This is a genomic window from Brevundimonas sp. GCM10030266, from assembly GCF_042666595.1.
Taxonomy (GTDB): Bacteria; Pseudomonadota; Alphaproteobacteria; order Caulobacterales; family Caulobacteraceae; genus Brevundimonas.
In genome coordinates, this window is the sequence record NZ_JBHTCY010000002.1 from 189,560 (window position 1) to 214,365 (window position 24,806).

The window sequence follows — 24,806 nt, forward strand, 5'->3', positions numbered from 1 at the left end:
CAACCGCTTGGTTCGGAATATCGGGAGAATATTGCAGACCAATTGGTCCGCTCAAGATGCCCTAGATCGCGCGGGTGCTGATCAGGAAGCGTTCGCGACTGGCCGCCGTCTGACGCTCCAGCTCCTGCTGGGCCTGCGCCGCGCTGGCGTCCAGCATGGCCGACAGGAGGCGATTGAAGTGGGCGCGCATGGCCCGCCGGGCGCCGCCCGGATCCCGCGCCTTCAGGGCGTCGAGGATGGCCATATGCTCTTCCACGCGGGAGGAATCGTCGATTTCGCAGACCGCCTTGTGCGCCGCCCGCACCTGCGGCTGCTCGGTCCGCATCCGCCACAGGGTTTCGATGGTGTGCAGCACCGCGACATTGTTGGCCGAGGCCGCGATGACCCGGTGAAACTCCCGGTCCGCCGCATCCGCGTCCAGATCCGGATTGCTGCCGTCCATCGACCGGACCAGATAGTCCAGCCGCTCCAGGGCCTCCGCCCCGATGACCGATGCGGCCAGCGCCGCGGCCTCGGATTCGAACAGCGACCGCGCCTCCGTCACCTCGAAGGCGCTGACGATCGGCAGGGCGTGGGCGGCCGGCATGCCGGACACGAAGACGCCCGAGCCGGTCTTGATGGCCAGCTTGCCCTGGGCCTGCAGCGCCACCTCGGCCTCGCGCACGGTGACGCGGCTGACGCCGAACTGTTCCGCCAGTTCGCGCTCCCCCGGCAGTTTCGCGCCAGGGCCGTAGCCCTCGTCGGCGATCAACTGGAGGATCTGTTCGGAGACCGTATGGAAAAGGCGCTTCTGACTCATTGTCACAGCCTAGCCGAACCGGGGCGTCGGGCCAATCGGTCCGACACCCCGCGTCCGATCAGAACCGGTGCCGCATCGAGATGTAGTATTTGCTGCCGTAGGCGTAGTAGCCGCGGGTCGCGCCCCACACCGGCATATCCTCGATCCGGGGCTCGTCGGTGATGTTGACGGCCTCGAACTGCACCCGGGAATTCCGGCTCAGCGCATAGCTGGCCCGCAGGTCCACCGTGCCCACGCCGTGGACGTAGCGCAGCTGCGAATTGCCGCCCACGAAGTCCTGGTAGTAGTCCGAGCGGTACTTGTAGATCGCCTGCAGATCCAGGTTGCCGATCTGGTAGTAGAGCTGGGCCGACAGGACGTGTTTCGACAGGCCCGACAGGCCGGCCGGCGGGATCATGCCCTGGGTCACCACGCCGGTGTTGGCGTCGATCACGTCGCCGAGACGGACATCCTCGTTCTCGAAGTCCAGATCGGCGTAGCTGTAGCTGATCTTGGTGCCCAGCCCGTCGAACGGCGCCGGCAGGTTCGAGAAGCGGTAGGCGCCCGTCACCTCGAAGCCCAGCAGGGTGCTTTCGTCATCGCTGTTCTCGGTCTGGACGACCGGCACGGTGACCGACTGGCCGTCGATGACGAAGGTCTCGTCATAGGCGACCGGCTGGAAGCCGCCGGTGAACTGCTTGGCGTAGACGGCGAAGGCGAACATCGAGTCGCGGTTGGCGTAGTATTCCAGCGACAGGTCGGCGTTCCATGACATCAGCGGCTCGAGACGCGGGCTGCCGTTGGCGCTGATGTTGCGCAGGGCCTCGGCCACATTCGCATAGTCGGCGCCGCTGTCGACGGTGATGATCCGTCCGGCGCCCAGGGCGCTCGGGGCCGGACGCGACATGGCCCGGAACAGGCCGCCGCGCAGCAGCAGGTCGTCCTTCAGCTCGAACGTCAGGTTCAGGCTGGGCAGCCAGCGCGTGGTGCCGTGCTCGAACACCTGCTCGTTGAAGGCGCCCGTCGGCACCAGGCTGATGGTGCCGTCGCCGTTCTCGACCACGTCCAGATCGGCGCGCAGCCCCTTGGACGTGACCTGGGTGTCCACGACGCGCAGGCCCATGTTGCCGCGGAACGGCAGGTTGCCCGCCATGCCGGCGAAGCTGGCCATGCCGTAGCCGGCCCATACATCCTCGGAGACGTCACGGTTCTCGACCGCGCGGATATCGATCGGCAGGCCGGTGTCCGGTACGCCCGAATAGGCCTCGAACAGGCAGACGGCGTCGAAGGTCGCCCAGCGCGTGATGCTGTTCGACGACGAGCTGTCCAGGAAGTCGGTCTGGGGGAAGGGCGTCCGGCACAGCAGGTTGGCCTCGCGGTCCACGGCGCGGTCGTCCTGGGTGAACTCGACGCGGTTGTCGAAGTCCTTGAACGTCATCGTCGAGTAGCGAACACCGGCGTCGAAGGCGGTGAAGAAGCCTTCCGAGACCTCATAGGTGGCGTCGAACCGGGTGGCGAAGATCTCGTGATCGCGCTGGCTCTGGTCGCGCCGGATACGGGCGTCGTCGCTGAACAGGTCGTGGTTGGTGATGTCAAAGCGCGGATCGATGGTGAAGGTCGGCACCGGACCGTTGCGCAGGTCCATCGTGTACGGCACCCGCTGATTGTTCATCGGCGTGCGGACGCCATAGATGTCCAGCGGGTCCGAGCGCAGGCGGACGTTGCGATCCGTCTCGTTGCGCAGCGTATGCGACCACGACACGTCGCCCTTCAGGGTCAGCGCCTCGTTGACGAAGAATTCGACGTTCAGGCCCGCGCCCTCATAGGTCTCGGAGCGGTTCTTGAAGGTCGAGTTGGTTTCGATCGAGCTGTTGCCGGTGGCGGCGAGCAGCACATTGTTTTCGTTGACGACCCGGTTGGTCAGGCCGTAGCGGGCTTCCGAGATGCCCAGCTCATTGCGCCGCTCGTTATAGGAGCGATCCGAGTACTGGTAGTCGAGGTTGATGTTGAAGCGATCATTCGGCCGCCACTGAACCGCGCCGAACCAGGCGTCACGGGTGTCGTCCTCCTCGATCTGACGGAAGGTGTAGCTGTTCGGGACCAGATAGAAGGGCGTGCCGGCCGCGGCCTGGGCGCGCGTAACCTCGGTGCAGTTGCCGGTCTGGGTCGTGTTGGCGTTACAGGCCACCCAGGTCGAGCTGGCGTTGTAGACCTCTTCCGGATTGGTCACGTCATTGCGCTGGAAGCCCAGCGACAGGCCGATCCGGCCCAGCCCGCCCAGATCAAACTGGTCCACGAAGCTGATGGTGCCGCGATACCCTGGCGACGGCTGGTCCAGCAGCCGATCCTCATAGGGATTGTAGTTGATCTTGCCCTCGACCTGGATCCGCTGACGGTTGAAGTCCAGCGGCCGCAGGGTGCCCAGTTCGACCAGACCGGACACGCCGCCCTCGATCAGATTGGCCTGCTGGGTCTTGTAGACCTTGATCTGGTTGATCAGTTCCGACGGGAACTGGTTGAAGTTGACCGACCGGTCGCCGCTGCCGTTCGTCGCCTCACGACCGTTGAAGGTCGAGGCGCCGAGGAAGGGCCCCATGCCGCGGATGGCGATTTCGGAGGCGCCGCCCTTTTCCCGGTGCGAGGCCGCGCCGGTGATGGTCTCGATCGCTTCCCCCACCGACAGGGCGGGCAGATCCCCGATCTCGTCGGCGGTCAGGGCGTCCACGATGGTGGCTTCCTGACGCTTGGTCTCGATGGAGGTCTGCAGCGTCCGCCGGGTGCCGGTGACGACGACTTCATCGAGCGTGCTTTCCTGGGTGACGACCGGTTCGTCCTGACCGTCCTGGGCCATTGCGGGCGCCGCCGCAGTCCAACAGATCGCCGAAACGCCCGCCAGCAAGATCGAGCGACCACGCGCGAGTGTGCGCGGCCCCCGCGCGCCAAACCAAACCTGCATACGGCCCTCCCATGAGCCTTTTGTTTTGTTGGCGCGAAGCTTTATCGAGTGGACCACTAAGTCAAGCCAGTTGGACCGGATGATTTACATTTTATAATATACCAATTGGTCTGTTTCTGCGACGAACTGCGTCAGCCGGGGCTTTTCACGTCCGTCGGAAGATCGGGTGTTGCCGCGTGGTCACGCCGAGGCCTGCCCCATGAAAAGGGGCCGCGGTCTAGAAGCGGCGGCTCAGGGACAGACGAACCGTCCGTCCGACAGGATCCCTGTCATCCCGTCCGTAGCCCGGCGCGGACCGCCCGTCCCCGAGCAGGGCGCGTGGGCGGGCGTCGAACAGATTGGCGACCTCCAGTTCCAGCCTCAAGCCGCCATCGCCGCCCTGTCTGGCTTCCGCCTCACCGGCCGGAGGACGGAACCGATAGCTGACCTTCACGTCCACCGAGTTGAAGGTCGCCAGTCGCAGATCATCCGGTCCGTCCACGCCGACGGTGCGGCGCACGCGCCCGCCCTCCCGCCGCCGCGCGTCCACATTGACGCCCAGCGCGGCCAGTCGCAGATCAAGGCGGAGCGACGTCTGCCCCCGCCCCGCCCCGCCGCCGTCCCCGGCCAGCCGGTCCAGGACCGGATAGCCCTCCCGGATCGTCAGGGTGTCGGTCAGGCTCCATCGCTGGGTCAGCCCCACCTGCAGGGCGCGATCGGAAACCCGTGCGCCGAGCGGCAGGCTCATGCCCAGATTGACCCACAGGGTGCCGGTACGGGCGGAGACCATGTTGATCGGCCGCAGATCAATCCCGACCAGACGACCCGCCTGATCCCGCAGGAAGCGTTCGGGGAACGCCGCCTCCGCCGCCGGCGACAGCAAGGGCACGGCGCCGATCTGATCCGTGGCTTCCAGCCGCGCCCAGGTGAGACTGCCCTGCATGCGCCAGGCCGTGAAAGGCCCCATGGCGGCGGAGACCGTGAGACGATCCTGCCGCTGCGGACGCAGGTCCGGGTTGCCGCCGATCAGCGGCGCGATCTCCACCGCCTCGCCGGTCTGGAAGTCATAGACGGTGCGGGGCGGGGCCTGGATGACGGGATCGTATCTCTGGCCGTCCGAGGGGCTGTCCACCGTGACCGACCACTGCCCGCTCATCCGCAACTGACGGATCGGCGCCCAGGACAGACCTCCGTTGGCGCCCCCGCGCAGGTCCGAGCCGCCGGACTGCCCCACCTGACCGCCCAGGGTCAGGCTGAGATCACCCCAGCGTCCGCCCTCGGCGGTCGGCGACCGACCACGCCGCGTCGACCGTGACAAGGGCACGCCGAGGCCGCCCCGCAGGTCGAAACTGCTTGAAGACCGCCGGACTTCATCCGCGAGCGCCTGCGTACGCGACTCCGTTCGGCTCCAGCGACCGTTCAGGTTCAACTGCACCGGCCCGGCCGGCAGGCTGAACAGCGGACGGCTGGCCATCCCCTGAACACCCAGTCCCATGGTGCGCGACCTCACCTCGGACAGCCCCTCCTGCCGCCCTTCCGACAGCGTCCCGTTGAGGCTGCTCCTCACCGTCCAGCCGCCCCACTCGCCGCCGAGACCGCCATTCAGCGACAGGCTGTGTCCGCTTTGCCGCGCCTCGCCCGCCGCGGTCCGAAACTGTTCGCTTGATCCCGTCCCCGTCGCGTTGAACGAGGCCGCCCAGTCGTCGAGCGTGGCGGTGACAGCCGCATTGGCGGTCACGGAACGGCTCTCGGGCCGGAGAGTCACATCGCCGTCCGGCAGCACGCCGTCGCGATAGCCGGGCCGATCGCTGGCCCACAGCGCCGTGTCGCGCGACACCTGCAGGCCATACTGATGGGTGTCGTCTCCCTGGATCGAGGATTGTCGACCTTCCAGCGTCCCGCCGGACGCGCCGCCGGCGGTCGGAGCGCGGAGGCTGGCCAGCCCCTCCCGGTTTCGAAACTCCGGCACCAGAACGACATTCAACACCCGTCTGGACGGGTCTTCGCCATACAGGGCGGCGGCCTCCGGCGGCAGGACCTCGACCCTCGATATGGCGTCCGGCGGGAAGCCGGTGAAATTGCCGGGATCAAGGATGCGGCGTCCGTTGATGATCACAACCGGCGACTGACCGTCGCCGAAGGTTTCGCCCAGTCGCGAGATGACCTCGCCGATGTCCCAGGCGTTGAGGGCGTCGATTTCGTCCGCGCCCAGCTCCCGCTCAGGGACCAGATCGGTGGAGCCGCGGCGCCCCAGCACGATCACATCCTCCAGAACCGTCGCCGTTTGCGGATCCTGCGCGCGGGCGGCGGACGTCGCATCCTGCCCGGCCGTCAGGCCCAGCACAGCGATCCCCACCACCACGACGCTCATGCGCATCCCCCTGACCGGCGCGAATCTCTCGGGTCGGCGCACAAGAAAATGCCGGGCGCGGTGAGCGCCCGGCAAGTCAGCGGGATCGGGGAGTGAACGATCACACCCCTACAGGATCGACAGGCCCGGAATGGAGATGACGCCGGACAGGATCGTGCAGCTCGGGTTACCGGGCGTCACCGGGTCCAGCACGTTGTTGTTGAAGGTGATCTCCTTCGCGACATTGTCCCAGTCGACGATGATGGTGTCGTAACAGGGCTTGTTGGCGATGGTGTTGGCGCCGATGGTCAGGGCGATCTTGTCGGTGCTGCCGGGCACGGTGGCCAGGCTCCAGGCCCCGTAGGGCGCCACAACGAAGCAAAGGAAGTCGCCGGCGTAGATATCGCGGAAGCTGATGGCGGCGCTGGTGGCGCCCATCGAGGCGACATCGACATCGACATCACAGTTCAGGGTGGCGGTCTGCTGAAGGTCCACATTGCCATTTCCCGACAGCGGACCGGAGCTGGGCGAGAAGGTCTGGGCGAACGACGGTGCGGCCATCGACAGGCTGGCGAGGGCGGCGGCGGTGAAGGCGAGTTTGCGGATCATGATAATCCTCCCGTTTTACGTGAGCTCCCTCGTGGAGCGCCCCCATAGGGTTGCAAACACAACCTGGAGTCAATCCAATTAATTCTTTATTTTCAACGGATTATAAGCAAGGCAACAGCCCGCGTCCGGCGTGCCGGGCGGGGGCTGCCATCATGATCCGGACCACCGTCCGGACCTCGGTCGCGGATCAGAATTTTCGACTGACCCGCACGGCGATCAGGCGGGGATCGAGGGTGAAGACGTTCGTCGTCAGCCCCGTATCGTCGCTGTTGGTGAAGGCGTCCGTGATCGGCGTGTCGTCGAACACGTTCTTGACGTAGGCCTCGATGGTGATCCCGTCGGCATGCGCCAGCGCCACCGACAGGTTGACGTTGTCCCAGCCCTTCAGGCGGTCATACTCGGTGTTGTATACGCGCGCCCAGCTGTCGCCCTGGCGGTAGTAGTCCCCGCGCAGCGTCAGGTCCCAGGCGTCCAGGGCGAAGGTATACTGAACCCCAAGATTCAGCGTCCAGTCCGGCGAGTTCGGCAGTTCGTTCCCGCTGAGGTCGGCATCAAAGCCGCGACCGCCGTTGGGCGCCTCCAGCAGCGGATTATAGCTGAAGCCGTACAGGGTGTAGAACGGGATGGTCGACGGGAATGACGGATCGAAGGTGCCGAACCGGCTCGACCCCGCGCACAGGGCGCTGAGCGCCAGCTGGGTCTGGTCCGTCGGCGTCATGTAGCGGTTCAGGATCGCCTCGACATGGCGCGTCGGCGCGATGCAGTTCGACGGCACCTGGATCCACGGCCGCAGAACCGTCCACTCCTCGTTGCCCTGCGTCCGGTTCATCACATCGATGGACTTCTCGCCGTCCCCGATCCGGCTGTTCAGCCAGCCCAGGGTGCCGTCGAACTGCAGCCCCTCGACAGGACGCCACATCGCCTCGATCTCCACGCCCCAGATGCGGGCGTCGAAATTCTCGTTCAGGGAAATCCGGTCGACGATCTGCGAGACCTGGTAGTCCGCATAGTCATAGAAGAAGGCCGTGGTGTTCAGCCGCAGCGTGCCGTCGAGCAGGGTGTTCTTGGTCCCGATCTCGAAGGCCGTCACATATTCGGGCTCGAAGGTGCCCGCCAGCGGCTGGTACTGCACCACCGTCGGATTGATATCCATGCGCGGCGGATTGGTGCCCCCGCCCTTGTAGCCGCGCGAGAGCGAGGCATAGACCAGGGTGTCATTGGTGAAGCTCAGGTCCGGCGACCAGTCCAGCACCAGCCGGCCCGTGACCGCGTCCCACTCCTGCTCCACGTCCGGCAGCGCCGGGTAGTCGCGACGCGAATAGCCGCCCGACGAGGAGCCCGGCGTCCCGTTCAGCTCGGCGCCCATCAGCAACTGGCTGGGATAGGGCGTCGTGACCTTGCGATCGACAGTGTAGCGAAGGCCCGCCGTCAGCCGCAGGTCAGACGACAGATCCCAGTAGCCCTCGCCGAACACGGCCCAGGAGCGGGTGTGCACCGCATTCTTGCTGCGGAAATAGTTGTGGCCGTCCTCGCCCAGCTGATCCAGCGGCGCCGGATCGACATAGACGCATTCACGGGCGACCGTGTCGTCACAGACGATCGGACGCAGGCCGGTATTGGCGCTGGTGAGGTCCTGATTGTACCAGTACTGGGCAATCAGGGTGAAGACGTTGTTAAAGACGAAGTAGTCGTCCTGCGACTTGAAATCGAGGTAGTTGGCCCCGAGGCTGAAGTTGAACCCGCCGTCGAGGGCCGACTGCAGGCGGAACTCCTGATACCACTGCCTATTATCTGACCGGCTCAGATCGACTGACAGCAGCCTGTCCGAAGCGCCCAGCTGCGGGTCGGTGAAGATTCCGCCCGGCGAGATCGGCGACGAAATCGGCTGCCGCGCCGTGTTGAACAGGTTCGACGAGTCCACGAAGATCGGGTTCGAGACGTAGCGGGCATAGTCCTGCGACGCGTAATAGTCGTCCTTGGCCCAGGCGGTCTGCGAATGCAGGGTCAGGGTGTCGCTGACATCGAACGACAGGTTCAGCTGCACCACGTCATTGGTGGCGCGGAAGACCGGGTCATAGCTGGTGCCGATCTCACGCAGATCGCGGGACTGGGTCACGCCCGCATAGGGATCGATCCCCAGCGGGATCGGATAGACGCGGACCCGCGGATTGGTCGCGGAGTTCCAGCCCAGGCCGATGTTCGAGCTGGCGAAGCGGATATAGGCCAGCGAGCCGCCGTTGGGCGCGCCGTAGGCGGCGTCCTCATACAGGGAGCCCGGCTGGCACCCCTGGCTGAGCTGGTTGCGGATCAGCCCCGCCGGCACGGCGACGCCGCCGATGCTGGTCGGCCCCGGATCGGTGGTGCACAGCTGCTTGCCCGTCCGCGAGCGACTGTCGTCTTCCTCGAAATGCTCCCAGATCAGGTTGGAGCGGAAGCGGTCCGACGGAGTCCAGGCCGCCGAGAAGCGCGTCGACCACAGGTCCCGGTCATTGACCTGCGTATCCTTGAAGCTGTTGTAGTCGAAGCCGTCGCGCTGGGTGAACGCCCCCGCCGCCCGGATGGCGAAGGTGTCGCCGAGCGGGATGTTGATCATGGCCTGACCACGGATCGAGCCAAAATTGCCCGCCTCCCCCAGGAGATAGCCCTCGTAGTCGTTCACCGGCAGTTCGGGGAACATGTTGACCACGCCGCCGGTCGCGTTGCGGCCGTACAGGGTGCCCTGCGGTCCGCGCAGCACCTCGACCCGGTCAACGTCGAGGTACTCCTGTTCGAACAAACGGTTGCGGATCAGCGGCGTGTTGTTGAAGCTGACGGCGACCGCCGGATCGCTGGACGCCGAAACGGCCTTGGTCCCGACCCCGCGGATCGAGAAATTATACATGCTGAAGTTGGACTTGGAGAAACTGACGTTAGGCACCGCCCGGAGCAGTTCGGAGCCGCCCTCGATGCGCAGGGCCTCCAGCGTTTCCGACGACAGGGCCGTCACGGCGATCGGCACGTCCTGGATCGACTGTTCGCGCTTCTGGGCCGTGACGATGACGTCTTCGATGACCGTCGTGGTTGCATCGTCCTGCGCCCGGGCAGGCGGCTCGGTGGACTGGGCGAAGGCCGGAGCCGTCCCCAGCACAAGAGCGGTGACCGAGACGGTCAGAGCCAGGCGCGCGCGAATACAGGCCGATGAAGCCATGAAGTCCCTCCCGAAGCACGCCGTTCCCCAACGGCGATGGTGTCGTTTCCTCCCACCTGATGTTTTGCTGCTCGGCGCGGCGGGACCACCGGCAGTTGCAGCCAACTTCGCACTACTGACGAGCATGTCAATACCTATTGACATCAATGTTGACTGGAGCGCCGCTCCCGCCAGCCACGTCTATTTACATTGATGTAAATCCGAATGAAGCTGAGCCGCTCCGAAGGACTGTTCCATGCGCTATGACGCCATCATCGTCGGTGGAGGGCTCGCCGGTCTGGTGGCGGCCGATGAGCTGACCGCGGCAGGGCGGCGGGTCGCCCTGGTCGACCAGGAAGGCCCCGCGAACCTGGGGGGACAGGCCTGGTGGTCGTTCGGCGGCCTGTTCCTTGTCGACAGCCCCGAGCAACGCCGGCTGGGCGTGCGCGACTCCCTCGACCTCGCCTGGTCGGACTGGCGGGGCAGTGCCGGCTGGGACCGGCTGGACGGCCCCCTGCCCGAGGACGCGTGGGCCGCCCGCTGGGGTCGGGCCTATGTCGAGTTCGCCGCTGGCGAGAAGCGCGATTGGCTCAGGAGCCACGGCATCCGCCTGACGCCCATGGTCGGCTGGGCCGAGCGTGGGGATGGCCGTGCAGACGGACACGGCAACTCCGTGCCCCGCTTCCACGTCGCCTGGGGCACGGGCACCGGCGTCGCCGGCCCTCTGGCCGAGCGCGCGCGGGACGCGGCGGCGAAGGGCCTGCTGACCTTCCACCACCGTTGTCGCGTCGATGACCTGATCGTCGAGGCCGGGCGGGTCACGGGCGTGTCCGGCGTCCATCTGGCCGAGGACGACGCCCCGCGCGGCGCCGCGACCAACCGCACGCAGACCGGCGCCTTCTCCCTGTCGGCGGATGCAGTCCTGCTGGCCACCGGCGGCATCGGCGGCGACCACGACCGGGTCCGCCGCTTCTGGCCCGACCGTCTCGGCCAACCGCCGCGCGAGATGATCACCGGCGTCCCCGCCTATGTCGACGGCCGGATGCTCGACATCGCCGACGCCGCCGGCGCCCGCCTCGTGAACCGCGACCGCATGTGGCACTATGTCGAGGGGGTGCGGAACTGGGATCCGATCTGGCCGCGCCACGCCATCCGCATCCTGCCGGGGCCGTCGTCGATCTGGCTGGACGCCCTGGGCCGTCGCCTGCCCGCCCCCGCCCTGCCCGGCTACGACACCATCTCGACCCTGCGCCACCTGCGCACCACGCCCGATCTGGCCGACCACGACCACTCGTGGTTCATCCTCACCCAGAAGATCATCGAGAAGGAGTTCGCCCTCTCCGGCTCCGAGCAGAACGGCGACATCACCTCCGGCAGCTGGCTCAAGGTCCTGCAGACCCGTCTGGGCAAGGGCGCCTCGCCCGAGGTCGAGGCCTTCAAGCGCCACGGCGCCGACTTCGTTATCGCCGATGATCTGGAGACGCTGGTCGGGAAGATGAACGCCCTGACCGATACCCCCCTGCTCGACCCGGCGCACATCCGCAGCCAGATCGAGGCGCGCGACGTCCAATTCGCCAACCCCTACGCCAAGGACGTTCAGGTGCAGGGCATCCACAACGCCCGCCGCTATCTCGGCGACCGGCTGGCCCGGGTGGCCAAGCCGCACCGCATCCTCGATCCCGCCGCCGGTCCGCTGATCGGGGTCAAGCTGCACGTCCTCACCCGCAAGAGTCTGGGCGGATTGCAGACCAACCTTGACAGTCAGGTCCTGCGCCCCGACGGATCGGTGTTCCCCGGACTATACGCCGCAGGGGAAGCCGCTGGCTTCGGCGGTGGCGGCGTGCACGGCTACAACGCCCTGGAGGGGACCTTCCTCGGCGGCTGCATCTTCTCCGGTCGCGCCGCGGGGCGGGCCATGGCTGGAAACACCTAGAGGTCATCGCAATGGAATTCGCTGCTGTCGCCCTGCCGCTCGCCCTGGGCGTCATCATGTTCGGCCTCGGGCTGGACCTGACCCCCGCCGACTTCGCTCGCGTCGCGAAGAACCCCAAGGCCGCCGGGGTGGCGCTGGCCTGTCAGCTGCTCCTGCTGCCCGCCGTCTGCTTCGGTCTGGTCCTGCTGTTCCGCCTGCCGCCCATGCTGGCGGTGGGCATGCTGCTGCTGGCCGCCTCGCCGGGCGGCACCACCGCCAACCTCTACAGCCACCTGTTCCGGGGCGATGTCGCCCTGAACATCTCCCTGACCGCGATCAACTCGGTGATCGCCGTCATCACCCTGCCGGTCATCACCAATCTGGCGATCGCATACTTCCAGCCCGCCGACCTGACCCTGGGCCTGCAGTTCCGCAAGGCGCTGGAGGTGTTCGTCATCGTCCTGGCCCCGGTCGGGCTGGGCATGCTGGTGCGCGGCCTCAAGCCCGCCTTCGCCAAGGCCATGGACAAGCCGGTGCGCATCGCCTCGGTCGTCATCCTGGCGGTCGTCATCCTCGGCGCCGTGGCCAGCAGCTTCGACCTGCTGACCTCCAACCTGCTGCTGCTGGGCAGCATCACCACCCTGTTCTGCCTCATCAGCCTGGGCCTCGGCTTCATCGTCCCGCGCCTGCTGAAGATCGAGCGCCCCCAGGCCATCGCCAGCGCCTTCGAGGTCGGCATCCACAACGCCACCCTCGCCATCGTGGTGGCTCAAGGGGTGCTTCAGCAGCCGGAAATGTCCCTGCCCGCCGCCATCTACGGCGTGCTGATGTTCCCGGTCGCGGCCCTGTTCGGCTTCGTCGTCGCCCGCCGCCGTCCGGCCTGACGGGTCAGGCCAACTCCCGCCTCAGCAGCTTGCCAACGGCGGTGCGCGGCAGGGGCTCGCTGCGAAACTCGATCAGCCGGGGCACCTTGTAGCCGGTCAGCCGCTCGCGACAGTGGGCGGTCAGCATCCCGGCGGTCAGGTCGTCCGAGCGTGGCACGACCACGATCTTGATCCGCTCGCCCTGCACCGGGTCAGGCACGCCCAGAGCCGCGACCTCGGCCACCAGAGGATGGACCGCGACCACATCCTCGATCTCGCTCGGATAGACGTTGAACCCGGACACCAGGATCATGTCCTTGATCCGGTCCACCAGCTTCACCCGTCCGTCGGCCAGCATCACCCCGACATCGCCGGTGCCCAGCCAGCCTTCGGGCGACAGCACCTTCGCCGTCTCCTCCGGCCGGTTCCAGTAGCCGCGCATCACCTGCGGCCCGCGCACGCACAGTTCCCCGGCCTCGTCGATCCCGCACCAGCTTCCGTCCTCCCGCCGCATCCGCACTTCAGTGGACGGAACGGGACGGCCCACGGTCCCGTCAAAGCCCATGCTCTCAGGCCGATCCAGATCCACATGGCCGACGCAGACGATCGGCGCGCATTCGGTCAGGCCATACCCCTCCACCAGCGGCGCGCCGGTCATCGCCTGCCAGGCCTCGGCCACTGCCCTCTGGGTCGGCATGCCGCCGGCGATGGTCAGCTTCAGTTCGGAAAAGTCCCGCTTGCGGAACGCCGGGTCCGCCAACAGCCCGGCGAACAGGGTGTTCAGCCCGGCCATGCCCGCGAACCGCTCGCGCTTCAGCACCCAGTTCACCCGCTTCGCATCGCGCGGATTGGCGATCAGCACATTGCGACCGCCCACGCCCGTGAACATCAGCAGGTTCGCCGTCAGGGAGAAGATATGGTAGAGCGGCAGCAGGGTGACGTTGCCGACGACCTGGGTGTCAGGGATCTGTCGCATCACCCAAGCCCGCCCCTGCAGCACATTGGCCACGACGTTGCGATGGGTCAGCATCGCACCCTTGGCCACGCCCGAGGTGCCCCCCGTATACTGCAGGAAGGCCAGGTCCTCGGGGCTCCGCGCCACGGGTGTCAGCCGCTGCTTCCGGCCCGCCCTCAACGCGGTTCTCCAGCGCCCGGACCACACGGGCAGCGGCGCCGCCGTCCTGCCCCGACCGATCGCATTGACCAGTGCCCGCTTCGGCCAGGGCATCATGTCGCCCAGACCGGTCAACAGCACCTGGCGCAACGACGTGCCCGCGACCCCCTCGGCCACAACCCCTGCGAAGAGTTCGGCGACCACCAGCACCACCGCGCCGCTGTCGGTCAGTTGATGCCGCAGCTCCGACGGGGTGTAGAGCGGGTTCACATTGACCACCACGCCGCCCGCGAACAGCACGCCGAACAGGGCGACCGGATACTGCAGGCAGTTGGGCATCATCAGCGCCACCCGGTCGCCGGGCTCGATCCCGACCGACTGCAGCCACCCGGCGAACGCCTTCGCCTCCGCCAGCGCCGTCCCGTAGGTCAGCCCGCTGCCCAGGCTGACGAAGCCGGTCCGGTCGGCGAACCGCCGCGCATCCGCCTCGAACAGCGCATCGATCCCGGACCAGTGCTCCAGTTCGTCATCAATGTGCGTCGGCACGTCAGGCCGATAGCCGTCGGTCCAGAAGCGGCGCGCCCACAGGGCGTCCGCCGCCGTCCGCGACACGCCGAAATCCCCCTCGCTCGCCACCGCTAGTCGGCCCGACGCCAGGTCTGGGTCCGACACAGCACGCGCGCGATACAGCCCCGCACCGACAGGCGACGCCCGCCCTCCTGCAGGGTCAAGGTTCCGCGGTCGGCCGTGTGGCCGCTGTTCGGATCATACAGCGGACCGCCCCGCCACTCGGTCGGCCCGCCAGTGAAGCCACGCAGCACCGTCAGGCCGCGCAACGGACGCTCCCGCTGGGCCGCGTCGCGATTGCGGACGTCCCTCTGGTCCGGATTGGCGCGCAGCGGCGCCGCGTCCACCAGCCGACCGCACAGGGCCGCGCCACAGCGCTGGATCTCGACCACCCCGCCCTCCGCCGGCGTGCGCCAGCGGCCCAGCAGGGCGCTTTCCTGCGCCACCGCCGGCGCCGCGATGCCGAGCGCCAGCAGTCCGGCGACCACGGCGGCGCGCATCAGGCGGCGCCCAGATAGGCGTTGCGCAACTCGACCGGCACCCGGTCGTACAGGGTCGATCCCGCCAGCCCCAGACGCGCGCGGGCCGAGGTCAACGGCTCCATCATCAGGGCTTCGTAATCCAGCGCGGGCAGCCAGCCCGCCTTGCGCCCGCGCCGCCAGGCCTCGAACACCGACCGCGCGCAGGGATGGCCCGTCCTCGCCCGCGCAAACTGCACCGCGACGCCCGCCGCGATCAGGCCGAAGCCCGGACTGCGCGTCTGCGGCAGCGAGAAGGCCACCACGCAGGCCTCGCCCAGCGCATCGGTGCGGTAGCCGGTCAGGGTGTGCCAGATGTCGTGCACGTCGCGCAGGCGCCGCGCGTACCAGGCGTGAGGATGGGCCGCATCGATTTCGGTGTCGGCCACCTTTCGGCTCTCGTCCGCCAATCCGTAGGCCGACAGGTTCCGCTCGTCGATAAAGGCCAGATAGGCCTCGCCGACGCTGCCCGCCGGGCAGGTTTCCAGCCAGGCCCGATCCTGCAGACGGTCGGCCAGTTCGGTCATCAGATAGGCCTGCCGGGCGCCTTCGGAGTCATCCAGCATCTTCTGGTAGCCCCGGCGCACCGATCCGCCGGCCAGGGCGTTCATGATCTCGAACACCTGGGCGGTGTCTTCCTTGTTGGCGATCAGGCGGCGCAGGGCGCGCAAGGCGCGCAGCGGCTGCACCTTGCGCGGCTTCAGTCGCGTGGACGCCCGGACCGGAGGGGCCAGATCGGCGCTGTCGATCAGAAGTTCCGCAGTCACTTGCTCTCTCCGGAGGCTGAGCTTAACCAGTTCCTTATCTACATGGATGTAACTTACATAAATGTCAATAGACACGCCTCGCCGTCGTCGGCGCACGCCCGATGAAGCCCGCGCCGAAGCGCTGACCTTCGCGCGCCAGCGCCTGCTGACCGGCGGTCCGGACGCCGTGACGCTCAAGGCCGTGGCGGACGATCTGGGCGTCAGCCACGCCAATCTGATCCACCATTTCGGCTCCGCCGCCGGCCTGCAGTCGGCCCTGATGGCCTCGATGGTGGCCGATCTTTCGCAGGCCCTGGACGCCGCCATCGCCCGGTTGCGCACCGACGAGGGCGCGCCGCTGGAACTGGTCAACGCCGTCTTCGACGCCTTCGCCCAGGGCGGCGCGGCCAAGCTGGCGGCGTGGATCGTCCTGCGGGGCGACCTGTCTCATCTGGAGCCGGTGCGCGACGCCGTCACCGGCCTGGTCCAGGCCATCCTCGACAAGCTGGGCGACCCGGATGGTCAGGCCCACACCCGCATTCCCGCCGCCGTCCTGTTCATCGCCGTCAGCGCCTTCGGCGAGGCCCTCATCGGCCCGCCCCTGCGCAACATGCTGGATCAGGACGAGGACACCGGCCGCCAGGTCATCGCCGGCCTCCTGCCCCACTTCCTGCTCAAGCCCGATACCGGCGCCTGATCCCGCTGGCGCCGCTCGCCCTTGGTGCTAGGGTCGCCCCGGCTGTGACTCGGGAGGCTGGAATGCGGCACATCGGACTGGCGGCGGTGCTTTCGACCCTGATGCTGGCGGGCTGCGCCACAGCTCAGGAGGCCGAACCGGTGATCGCCACCGCCTATGACGCCGTCGATCCCTTCATCGGCACGGCGGGCAAGGGCCACACCTTCCCCGGCGCCGTCGCGCCCTTCGGCATGGTCCAGCTCAGCCCGGACACCGACTTCCGCCCCTTCCGCCAGTCCTATGACTGGGCCGCGGGCTATCGCTACGACGATCCCACCATCCTCGGCTTCTCGCACACCCATTTCTCGGGCACCGGCCACTCGGATCTCGGCGACGTCCTGATCACCCCCATCTCGGGCGAGGTGAAGTGGGATGCGGGCGATCCGGCCACGCCCGGCTCCGGCTACCGGTCCCGCTACAACAAGGCCTCCGAGGTCGCCGAGCCCGGCTATTACGCCGTCAGCCTGACCGACTCGGGCGTGCGCGCCGAGCTGACCGCCGGCGTCCGCGTCGGCCTGCATCGCTACAGCTTCCCGCGCTCCCAGCCCGCCCGCATCCTCCTCGACTTCCGCCCGTCCATCTATGACTACCCGGGCAAGGTGCTGTGGTCGCGCATCCGGGTGCACCCGGACGGCACCGTCACCGGCTTCCGCGAGACGCGCGGCTGGGCCCCGGGCCGCCAGCTCTATTTCGCCATGCGCTTCTCCAAGCCGCTGGTCGGCTACCAGTTGCAGGATCGGGATGCCGAAGTCCCCTACCGCGGCTTCCGCCAGCCGGGCCGCGACATGACCGACCGGGCCCAGGTGCAGGGCCGTCAGCTCGAGGCCGCCTTCGACTTCGGCTCCATCACCGGCCCCCTGCTGGTCAAGGTCGCCGTCTCCTCGGTCGATGAGGCCGGCGCCATCCGCAATCTGGAGTCCGAGGGCGGAACCTTCGACTTCGACGGCGTCCGCGCGGAAAGCCGCGCCGCCTGGACCGAGGCCCTCGGCGCCGTCGATCTCACCGCCCCGGAAGAGATGCGGACCAGCCTCTACACCGCCCTGTACCACTCGCTGATCGCCCCTTCGGTGCACGGCGATGCGGACGGGCGCTGGCGTGGGCCGGACAATGCGGTGCACCAGTCGGACTTCACCGTCCACTCAACCTTCAGCCTGTGGGACACCTTCCGCGCCCAGCATCCGCTGCTGACCCTGGTCCAGCCCGACAGCCGCAACGCCGACATGGTCAACTCCCTGATCGCGGCCCAGCAGGTCAGCCCCTATGGCATCCTGCCGGTCTGGTCGTTCGCGGGTCAGGAGACCTGGACCATGATCGGCTACCACGCCGTCCCGGTCATCGCGGACGCCTGGCTGAAGGGCGTCGACGGCATCGACCCCGACGCCGCCCTGAACGCCATGGTGGCCAGCGCCACCTACCGCCCCTACGGCGGCCTGGGCGACTATATGGACCTGGGCTGGGTGCCGATCGACCGCGAGCCCGAGGCGGCCTCCAAGACCGTCGAGTATGCCTATGACGACTGGACCATCGCCCGCATGGCCGAGCGGATGGGCCGCACCGACGTGCAGACCCAGTTCGACCGCCGCGCCGCCAACTGGCGCAACACCTTCGACCCGGAGACCACCTTCGTCCGCGCGCGCCTGGCCGACGGCAGCTTCCGCACGCCCTTCGATCCGACCGCCATCAACTACGGCTCGGACTACACCGAGGGCAACGCCTGGCAGTATTCGTGGTTCGTCCCGCAGGACATGGCCGCGCTGGTCACCGCCATGGGCGGCGACGAGGCCACCGTCGCCAAGCTCGACGCCATGTTCGACTACGACAACACCGGGCTGGACTACTCCCACGCCGAGGACATCGCCGGACTGATCGGCCAGTACATCCACGGCAACGAGCCCAGCCACCACTCGGCCTACGCCTATGTCTTCGCCGGCGCGCCCTGGCGGACGCAGGCGCGGCTGAAGCAGATCATGGACACCCAGTACCATTCCGGCCCGGCCGGTCTGGCGGGCAATGACGACGTCGGCCAGATGTCGGCCTGGCTGATGTTCACGGCGCTGGGCTTCTATCCGGTCACCCCCGCCTCGGGTCAGTACGTCATCGGCCGCCCCTTCGTGGAGCGGGCCGTGCTGAACCTGCCCAACGGCAAGACCTTCACCATCTCCACCGAAGGGCTGGCGGACACCAACCTCTACGTCCAGTCCGTCACCCTGAACGGCCAGCCGCTGAACCGCACCTGGATCGGCCACGACGAAATCCAGGCCGGCGGCGCGCTGCACTTCGTCATGGGCGCCGAGCCGAACCTGACCTGGGGAACCACCGCCGCCGAACGGCCCTATGCCATGAGCGGGTACGGCCAGTGAGGGGCCATGCGCGGCTAACGGCGCATTCACCTTCTCCGGCCTAGAGGGCGCTCTCAAGGGGCCGCGTGTGCGTGTGGCCCCGGCGTGCGGAGTATACAGCCTTGGCCGACCGACGGACGTGGACGACCTTTCGGGTCGCGGTCATCCTCGTGGCGCTCGCCTTCCTGGGGATGCTGGCCGTGCTGGTCGTCGTCGGCGCCGGCATCGACGCCCACCAGCGCGAGAAAGAGCAGCAGCTTGTCCAGCTGCGCGTCGCCCAGGCGCTCAAGGGCGTCAACAACGACCTGACCGCCGCCACCACCTGGGACGAAGCCGTCGTCCGTCTCAGCGGCCCGGCCGACACCGACTGGATCGACCACCATGTCGGCGCCTTCTACGCCATCCAGAGCGGCCATGCCGCGACCCTGACCTATGACGGCGAAGGCCGCCTGCTGCGCCTCAGCCTCGGCGGCGCGCCCGCCGGCGCCGATCCCGCCAATCCCTACGCCCGTGCCGCCCTGCCCCTGGTGACGGATGTCCGCAACCATGCCGCCGTCCGCGACCGGTCCGCCGTGGCCATGGACGCCGTGCGCCTGCGCAGCGGGGTGGTCGGCGCGGACGGCAAGACCTGGCTGGCCTCCGCCTCGACGGTCGTGCGTCACACCGACAATGGCCCTGTGCCCGCCAGCGATCCGGTCATCGCCTCGTTCAAGCCCTTCGAAAGCGTGGTGGCGCCGCTGGAGACCGATCTCGGCCTGACCAAGCCCCGCTATCAGTCGGGCGCAGCGGTTCCGGCGACGGGCCGTCACGAGACCGCGGTCGCCGTGCGCGGTATCGAAGGGCGCACCCTGGGCTCGATCATCTGGACGCCCGAAGCGCCCGGCGCCCGCATCCTGCGCGACGCCGCTCCGGTGCTGGTGATCCTCCTGCTGGCCACCCTGCTGGCCGCCACCCTGCTGTTCAGGCGTGTCGCCGAGGACGTCCGTCGCCTGACCGACAGCGAAAAGGCCCTCGCCGCCTCGCTCCAGAAGGCCGAGGCCGGCAGCGCCGCCAAGTCGCGCTTCCTGTCCAACATCAGCCACGAACTGCGCACGCCCCTGAACGGGGTGCTCGGCATCGCCCAGATCATCGAGGGCGACCTGCTGACGCCCCAGCAGCGCGACCGCATGGCCCTGCTCAAGGAGGCCGGCAAGGCCCAGCTGCGCCTGATCGAGAACCTGCTGGTCGCCATGCGCCTGCAGAGCGACGCCGTCATCCTGCATCCCAAGCCCTTCTCGCCCGATCAGCTCCTGCGCCAGATGGCGGCCGACTATCGCGGCAGCGCGACGGCCAGGGGGCTGAAACTGCGTGTCGAGGCCAAGGCCCCCACCCGCCGCCTTGGCGACGAGGGCCAGATCACCCGCCTGATCGAGCCGGTCATCGACAACGCCATCCGCTTCACGCCCGAGGGGACGGTCACCCTGCGCTCGCGCGAGACCCACAACGCCCTGATTTTCGAGATCGTCGACACCGGCCCCGGCGTGCCGCCCGAAGTCGTCGCCGACCTGTTCAACGCCTTCACACAGGTCGATGAAAGCTCGACCCGCGCCGCCGACGGCGCCGGCCTCGGCCTGGCCATCAGCCACGGCCTGACCACCGTCATGGGCGGCCGCCTGCAGGTCGAGAGCACCGGCGCCGGCAGCCTGTTCCGGGTGGCGCTGCCGTTGCCGCCTGCCGGAGACTGACCGTCGCCGGCCCGTCACGCGAAACTGACACAAGGCCGGTCATGATCCTTGCCCTTCTGGCGACCCTGTCGCTCCAGCATGCCGAGCTCCCGCCGATTCCGCTGGCGGGTCAGGCCGAAACCGTCCGCCGCTATGACACGGGCGCCCGTCAGGGCGTCGCCGTGGGACCGACCGACATCTGGGCCGTCTCCAACTCCACCATCGTCCGCTTCGACAAGGCGACCGGAGAAAGGCGCGCCGAATGGTCCGGCGACCCGGCGCTCTATCCGCACGTGAACTCCTGCTCCCTGATCGCGGCCGATCTGGTCTGCGCCAGCTCCAACTATCCGGCCGCGCCGCACGTCAGCACCATCGAGGTCTTCGACCCCGCCGCCCTCGCCCATCGCCGCAGCATCGCCCTGCCGTCGGGCATCGGTTCCGCCACCTGGGTCGAGCGTCGAGCCGACGGCTGGTACGTCATGTTCGCCAACTACGACGCCCGGGGCTCCGAGGCGCCGCGCACCCATCGCGACACCGTCCTCGTCCGCTTCGATGACCAGTGGCGGCCTCACGAGCGCTGGACCCTGCCGGACAGCATCCTGTCCCGCCTCGCGCCCATGAGCATCTCCGGCGGCGGCTGGGGCCCGGACGGCCGCCTCTATCTCAGCGGCCACGACCTGCCCGAGCTTTACGCGGTCGACCTGCCTGCAGGCGGCGGCGTGCTGCGCCACCTCGAAACCTTCGGCATCGAGGCCGAGGGGCAGGCGATCGACTGGGACGAAAGCGAACCGGGCATGCTCTACGGCATCACCCGCCGCACCCGCGAGGTGCTGGCGATGCGTGTCTTCTAGGGCCGCACGAACCCGCGCAGCACACACGCCTCGGTGCTCAGCTGCAGCCGGTCCAGGTCGATCCGCTTCGGCTCGGCGAACATGATGAAGTAGTATTTCATCTGCTCGGACCACCAGTAGCCGGGGCAGTTGTCGCCCTGCTCCATCGGCCGGGTCGTGATGTCCTTCAGCGCCGTGTAGCCGAACGCCGCCTTCGAGGTGGCCTTCATGTTGCGATAGTGGATCGCGGTCAGGGCGCGGTAGCGGTCGTCACGGTCGCCCAGCCACAGGTTCAGGGTCGCGTCGGCGAACTCGGGGCGCAGGCCGGTGCGCACGCCGCGCGGGGTGCGGGTGCGCACATCCGTCGATTCCGGAATGATGACGTACTGCTCCTGCATCTCCGTATAGGTGGCCAGGAAGTCGTCGCCCGCCGCCTTCAGACCGACCTGCCCCAGCAGCCCGGCCAGATAGGCGCCCAGCACCGTCTGCGAATGGCCGGTCGTCTCTGCGGTCTCATAGTCCACCATCGGGAACCACAGGCGGCCGTCGAACCGCTTGCCCTGATGGGCCACCATCGCGCCCATGCACTCCTCGGCCCAGCGCTTCATGTCCGTGTCGCCGAACAGCTCCCAGCTGTCCCACAGATATTCGTAGAAGCTGTCCGCGTAGACATCGATCGAGGCGTTGCGGCTGATGAACTGCCCCGTCTCGGCGTGGATGTTGGCGGCCATCAGCCCCTTGTCCGACCGCATATCCAGCGCATGCTTCATCGCTCGCTTGGCGGCGGCATAGTAGCGGTCGTCGCCCGTCAGCTGGCCCAGCACGCCGAACTCGGTCGCATAGGTGCCGATCTCGGCCAGATTGGTCTCCGGGTCGCGCACCGCCCCGGTCTTCAGGTTCACATAGCGGTACGGCAGGCCGTGCGGCGAGGCGTCGAAGGCCTTCATCAGCCGGTCGGCCAGATCTTTCGCCTTCTCCAGCAGCACCGGATCGCCACAGGCCAGATGCGCCGACACCAGACCGCCGACCAGACGGATGTTGGTCTCGAACACCTGCGAATAGGCGTCGACATCGAACGACAGGCTGGACTTCACCCAGTCCACCCCCGCCTGGAACTCCTCGTCCAGCTCCATGATCCACAGGGTGTCCAGCGCCTCGACCAGCGACAGGCCCAGGTCATGCCCCTCGATGAAGAACGACCGCGCCGTGCCCGAGACCGGATTGATCTCGTCCTTGCCCCAGGCCTTGGCGACATAGTGGTCCCAGGCCCATTTGAACTCGGCCTTCACATCGGCGCCCAGCGCCGCCCAATCCTCGGAATTCCAGCCGGACTGGGCTTTCGCGGGAAGCCCCGTCAGTCCGAGCGCGGCGAGACCGCCCGAGAGGGCGAGGGCGTGGCGGCGGGTCAGTCGGTGCTGGGTCATGGCCCACCCTATCGCGGCGGACGACGCCTGCAACGGGCTCAACGAAGCCCGCTGTCCATCGCCGTGCAAGCCGCTACGAAGGTCTCCGGTACCGGCACCGTTCGGCGGGGCTCATCCGGCGCCACGCAGACATAGGTCAGTCCCACGTCCGCCAGCAGTTCATCCCCCCGGAACACCGCCACCCGCGGCTGGAACGAGCTGCGTCCGAAGCGCTCGATCCGCGCCCCCAGCCTCAGTTCATCGTCGAACCGCGCCGAGGCGCGGAAATCCACCGACGCCCCCGCCGCGAACATGTCGATGCCCAGCTTCGCCAGCCCGTCGACGCCCGCGAAACCGATGGCGCGCATGTACTCGCTCATCGCCACGTCGGCGTAGACCAGATAGTTCGGATTGAAGACCACGCCCTGCATGTCCACCTCCGCCCAGCGCACGCGCAGGGGCTCGAAGAAGGCGAAATCGGCGGGGGTCGAGGGGGTATCGAAAGCGGGCATGGGCCAAGGCTAGGCCGCGTTTTCACCCGCCCGCAAGGCGCCGCCACGTCAGCGGCGGCTGGCTCAACCGAAAGCCGCCGCCCCCTGCCCGATCATCCACGGCGGCTCGGGCATGGCCGCCCGCGCCTGCGCCTGCGCCCGCGTCCAGCGGTCGTGCAGGTCAGTGAAATAGGGGTCGTCCGCCTCGATCCGGCGCTCGTCGCCGCTGATCATGTCGCGGCGCAGGGTCAGCATGTCGAACGGCGCCCCCACCCCGACATTGCTGCGCATGGTGGTCGAGAAGGAGATCAGGCCCAGCTTCACCGCCTCGGCCAGCGGCGTCCCGCCGCGCAGGCCGCTGACCAGGATCGGCTTGCCGTATTTCGACTCGCCGATCTGCATGAAGGGCGTATCCGGCCCGCACTCGATGAAATTGCCCTGGCTGTAGATCAGGAACAGCTGCATCGGCCCGCCGGCGATCTGGCCGCCCAGCAGCATGGTCGCCGAGGTGTTCAGGCTGTCCGCCTCCAGCGCCGGCGCGATGGACTGGCGCACGCTGCGCACGGCATGCCCCAGCAGTTGCGCGCAGCGGAACAGGGTCGGCGCCGTCTCCAGCGTCTCGGGCGGTTCGCCGACATTCAGGTGCACGCCCTCGCGCACCATGGCCAGCGCCGTCTGCGTCACCGACAGATTGCCCGCCGTGGCCACGGCCAGCACCCGCTCGCCCGGCTGATCGACGACGTGCAGCTTCCGGTAGGACGAGATGTTGTCCACGCCCGCATTGGTCCGGGTGTCGGCGATCATCGCCAGCCCCTCATCGACCAGCAGGCCTACGCAGTAAGTCATTGGACGTGTCGTATCCCGCGAACGTCAGAATCCGGAGAACCGTAACAGATTCCCGCGACGTGCGACCCCGCACCTACGCCTGCTGCTGCCCCTGTTGCATGTCCGCATCACGCACCGTCAGCTTGACCGCCAGCGTCTCGCCGCTGCCGCCGTAGCTGGTCCCCCGCACCGGCGCGGCGCCCAGATAGTCCAGCCCCGTCGCAATGCGGACATAGCGTTCGGTCGGGCAGATGCCGTTGGCCGGATCGAAGCCGACCCAGCCCAGCCCCTCGATCCAGGCCTCGGCCCACGCGTGGGCGGCCTCCTGATCGGCCCGATCCCGCCGCGCCAGATGGCCCGAGACATAGCGGGCGGGCACGCCCATGTGCCGGGCGCAGGCGATGAAGACGTGGGCGTGGTCCTGACAGACCCCCCGCCCGAGGGCCAGCACTTCGCTGGCGGTGTGGGTCGGTGTGGTCACCCCCACCTCGAAGGCCACCGACCCATGGATCGCCGCCATCAACCGGTGCATCCGCTCCAGCGGCGGATAGGCCAAAAACCTCGTCGCGAAGACCGAGATCAGCTTGTCCCGCTTCGTCAGCTCCGTGTCGCGCAGGAAGACCAGAGGCGACAGCCGCTCCTGATCCGGCGGCACCACCCCGGCGGTGTCCGTGGTCACCACCTCGCCGGTCACCCGGATGGTCAGGGTCTTCGTCGGCTCTTCGGTATAGAGGGCGTGGACGATGTTGCCGAACGCGTCCTCGGATTTGCGCAGGCGCGCATCGACGTCCGTCTCCACCTGCCAGTGGCGCACCGTCTGGGCCTCGCTGGAGCGGGGCGTCAGTCTCAGGTTCTGGATGATGAACCGCGCCGCCCGGTCATAGGCGTAGGTGGTGGTGTGATCGATCCCGATACGCATGG

At 68.0% G+C, this 24,806-nt stretch carries 18 protein-coding genes; 6 read left to right on the plus strand and 12 right to left on the minus strand.

The annotated features are described in order from the left end of the window. Nucleotides 1-61 precede the first annotated feature (61 nt). The 5 genes from ACFQQC_RS07465 to ACFQQC_RS07485 all read right to left on the minus strand — a co-directional run bounded on the left by ACFQQC_RS07465 (nucleotide 62) and on the right by ACFQQC_RS07485 (nucleotide 9,859). The gene (locus tag ACFQQC_RS07465) at nucleotides 62-799 is read right to left on the minus strand and encodes a FadR/GntR family transcriptional regulator (RefSeq protein WP_376861235.1); all 738 of its coding nucleotides are present in this window, start codon (nucleotides 797-799) and stop codon (nucleotides 62-64) included. A 58-nt stretch (nucleotides 800-857) separates the two neighbouring features. After that, complete coding sequence (locus ACFQQC_RS07470) at nucleotides 858-3,629, minus strand: TonB-dependent receptor (protein ID WP_376861237.1); 2,772 nt, start codon at nucleotides 3,627-3,629, stop codon at nucleotides 858-860. 322 nt (nucleotides 3,630-3,951) lie between these two features. Further along, entirely contained in the window at nucleotides 3,952-6,084 is a 2,133-nt protein-coding gene (locus tag ACFQQC_RS07475) for a TonB-dependent receptor (protein ID WP_376861238.1), read from the minus strand. Between the two features lie 108 nt (nucleotides 6,085-6,192). Further along, complete coding sequence (locus ACFQQC_RS07480) at nucleotides 6,193-6,672, minus strand: hypothetical protein (RefSeq protein ID WP_376861240.1); 480 nt, start codon at nucleotides 6,670-6,672, stop codon at nucleotides 6,193-6,195. A 187-nt stretch (nucleotides 6,673-6,859) separates the two neighbouring features. Then, nucleotides 6,860-9,859 (minus strand): TonB-dependent receptor, encoded by a 3,000-nt coding sequence (locus tag ACFQQC_RS07485; protein WP_376861241.1) that lies wholly within the window; start codon nucleotides 9,857-9,859, stop codon nucleotides 6,860-6,862. Between the two features lie 235 nt (nucleotides 9,860-10,094). Between ACFQQC_RS07485 and ACFQQC_RS07490 the strand changes: the two genes are divergently transcribed. Both ACFQQC_RS07490 and ACFQQC_RS07495 read left to right on the plus strand, forming a co-directional pair. Beyond that, the gene (locus ACFQQC_RS07490; protein ID WP_376861243.1) at nucleotides 10,095-11,771 is read left to right on the plus strand and encodes an FAD-binding dehydrogenase; all 1,677 of its coding nucleotides are present in this window, start codon (nucleotides 10,095-10,097) and stop codon (nucleotides 11,769-11,771) included. Between the two features lie 11 nt (nucleotides 11,772-11,782). Continuing rightward, nucleotides 11,783-12,634 (plus strand): bile acid:sodium symporter family protein, encoded by an 852-nt coding sequence (locus ACFQQC_RS07495; protein ID WP_376861245.1) that lies wholly within the window; start codon nucleotides 11,783-11,785, stop codon nucleotides 12,632-12,634. Between the two features lie 4 nt (nucleotides 12,635-12,638). On the opposite strand, the gene ACFQQC_RS07500 is transcribed toward ACFQQC_RS07495, so the two are convergent. From ACFQQC_RS07500 to ACFQQC_RS07510, 3 genes are read right to left on the minus strand one after another with little or no spacing between them, the layout of a single operon-like run. Beyond that, on the minus strand, nucleotides 12,639-14,339 hold the full coding sequence (locus tag ACFQQC_RS07500) for an AMP-binding protein (RefSeq protein ID WP_376861247.1): 1,701 nt from the start codon (nucleotides 14,337-14,339) through the stop codon (nucleotides 12,639-12,641). Nucleotides 14,340-14,365: 26 nt separating this feature from the next. Beyond that, the gene (locus ACFQQC_RS07505; RefSeq protein WP_376861249.1) at nucleotides 14,366-14,794 is read right to left on the minus strand and encodes a DUF2147 domain-containing protein; all 429 of its coding nucleotides are present in this window, start codon (nucleotides 14,792-14,794) and stop codon (nucleotides 14,366-14,368) included. Beyond that, on the minus strand, nucleotides 14,794-15,579 hold the full coding sequence (locus ACFQQC_RS07510) for a Coq4 family protein (RefSeq protein ID WP_376861250.1): 786 nt from the start codon (nucleotides 15,577-15,579) through the stop codon (nucleotides 14,794-14,796). The genes ACFQQC_RS07505 and ACFQQC_RS07510 overlap by 1 nt, the downstream gene beginning before the upstream one ends. 61 nt (nucleotides 15,580-15,640) lie before the next feature. On the opposite strand from ACFQQC_RS07510, the gene ACFQQC_RS07515 reads away from it, so the two are divergent. From ACFQQC_RS07515 to ACFQQC_RS07530, 4 genes are all read left to right on the plus strand, one after another. Further along, nucleotides 15,641-16,255, plus strand: coding sequence for a TetR/AcrR family transcriptional regulator (locus ACFQQC_RS07515; protein ID WP_376861252.1), 615 nt, complete (start codon nucleotides 15,641-15,643; stop codon nucleotides 16,253-16,255). A gap of 62 nt (nucleotides 16,256-16,317) precedes the next feature. After that, nucleotides 16,318-18,654: a GH92 family glycosyl hydrolase gene (locus tag ACFQQC_RS07520; protein WP_376861254.1), complete on the plus strand. Its 2,337-nt coding sequence runs from the start codon at nucleotides 16,318-16,320 to the stop codon at nucleotides 18,652-18,654. A gap of 101 nt (nucleotides 18,655-18,755) precedes the next feature. Continuing rightward, nucleotides 18,756-20,357, plus strand: coding sequence for a sensor histidine kinase (locus ACFQQC_RS07525; RefSeq protein ID WP_376861256.1), 1,602 nt, complete (start codon nucleotides 18,756-18,758; stop codon nucleotides 20,355-20,357). A gap of 41 nt (nucleotides 20,358-20,398) precedes the next feature. After that, nucleotides 20,399-21,187: a hypothetical protein gene (locus ACFQQC_RS07530; RefSeq protein ID WP_376861258.1), complete on the plus strand. Its 789-nt coding sequence runs from the start codon at nucleotides 20,399-20,401 to the stop codon at nucleotides 21,185-21,187. Here the strand turns inward: ACFQQC_RS07530 and ACFQQC_RS07535 are convergent. The 4 genes from ACFQQC_RS07535 to ACFQQC_RS07550 form a co-directional block, all read right to left on the minus strand. Then, the gene (locus tag ACFQQC_RS07535) at nucleotides 21,184-22,590 is read right to left on the minus strand and encodes a glycoside hydrolase family 47 protein (RefSeq protein ID WP_376861259.1); all 1,407 of its coding nucleotides are present in this window, start codon (nucleotides 22,588-22,590) and stop codon (nucleotides 21,184-21,186) included. The two genes, ACFQQC_RS07530 and ACFQQC_RS07535, sit on opposite strands and share 4 nt — an antisense overlap. A gap of 38 nt (nucleotides 22,591-22,628) precedes the next feature. Beyond that, nucleotides 22,629-23,081 carry an acyl-CoA thioesterase gene (locus tag ACFQQC_RS07540; RefSeq protein WP_376861261.1) on the minus strand — a complete coding sequence of 151 codons (453 nt, stop codon included), beginning with the start codon at nucleotides 23,079-23,081 and terminating at the stop codon, nucleotides 22,629-22,631. 63 nt (nucleotides 23,082-23,144) lie between these two features. Beyond that, the gene (locus tag ACFQQC_RS07545; RefSeq protein WP_376861263.1) at nucleotides 23,145-23,906 is read right to left on the minus strand and encodes a peptidase; all 762 of its coding nucleotides are present in this window, start codon (nucleotides 23,904-23,906) and stop codon (nucleotides 23,145-23,147) included. Nucleotides 23,907-23,979: 73 nt separating this feature from the next. Continuing rightward, nucleotides 23,980-24,804: a transglutaminase domain-containing protein gene (locus ACFQQC_RS07550; RefSeq protein ID WP_376861265.1), complete on the minus strand. Its 825-nt coding sequence runs from the start codon at nucleotides 24,802-24,804 to the stop codon at nucleotides 23,980-23,982. Nucleotides 24,805-24,806 lie beyond the last annotated feature (2 nt).

Coding starts and splice junctions, on each gene's coding strand:
- ACFQQC_RS07465 (WP_376861235.1), bottom strand. CDS start 799: ATGAGTCAGAAGCGCCTTTTCCATACGGTCTCCGAACAGATCCTCCAG.
- ACFQQC_RS07470 (WP_376861237.1), bottom strand. CDS start 3,629: ATGGCCCAGGACGGTCAGGACGAACCGGTCGTCACCCAGGAAAGCACG.
- ACFQQC_RS07475 (WP_376861238.1), bottom strand. CDS start 6,084: ATGAGCGTCGTGGTGGTGGGGATCGCTGTGCTGGGCCTGACGGCCGGG.
- ACFQQC_RS07480 (WP_376861240.1), bottom strand. CDS start 6,672: ATGATCCGCAAACTCGCCTTCACCGCCGCCGCCCTCGCCAGCCTGTCG.
- ACFQQC_RS07485 (WP_376861241.1), bottom strand. CDS start 9,859: ATGGCTTCATCGGCCTGTATTCGCGCGCGCCTGGCTCTGACCGTCTCG.
- ACFQQC_RS07490 (WP_376861243.1), top strand. CDS start 10,095: ATGCGCTATGACGCCATCATCGTCGGTGGAGGGCTCGCCGGTCTGGTG.
- ACFQQC_RS07495 (WP_376861245.1), top strand. CDS start 11,783: ATGGAATTCGCTGCTGTCGCCCTGCCGCTCGCCCTGGGCGTCATCATG.
- ACFQQC_RS07505 (WP_376861249.1), bottom strand. CDS start 14,794: ATGCGCGCCGCCGTGGTCGCCGGACTGCTGGCGCTCGGCATCGCGGCG.
- ACFQQC_RS07515 (WP_376861252.1), top strand. CDS start 15,641: ATGTCAATAGACACGCCTCGCCGTCGTCGGCGCACGCCCGATGAAGCC.
- ACFQQC_RS07520 (WP_376861254.1), top strand. CDS start 16,318: ATGCGGCACATCGGACTGGCGGCGGTGCTTTCGACCCTGATGCTGGCG.
- ACFQQC_RS07530 (WP_376861258.1), top strand. CDS start 20,399: ATGATCCTTGCCCTTCTGGCGACCCTGTCGCTCCAGCATGCCGAGCTC.
- ACFQQC_RS07535 (WP_376861259.1), bottom strand. CDS start 22,590: ATGACCCAGCACCGACTGACCCGCCGCCACGCCCTCGCCCTCTCGGGC.
- ACFQQC_RS07540 (WP_376861261.1), bottom strand. CDS start 23,081: ATGCCCGCTTTCGATACCCCCTCGACCCCCGCCGATTTCGCCTTCTTC.
- ACFQQC_RS07545 (WP_376861263.1), bottom strand. CDS start 23,906: ATGACTTACTGCGTAGGCCTGCTGGTCGATGAGGGGCTGGCGATGATC.
- ACFQQC_RS07550 (WP_376861265.1), bottom strand. CDS start 24,804: ATGCGTATCGGGATCGATCACACCACCACCTACGCCTATGACCGGGCG.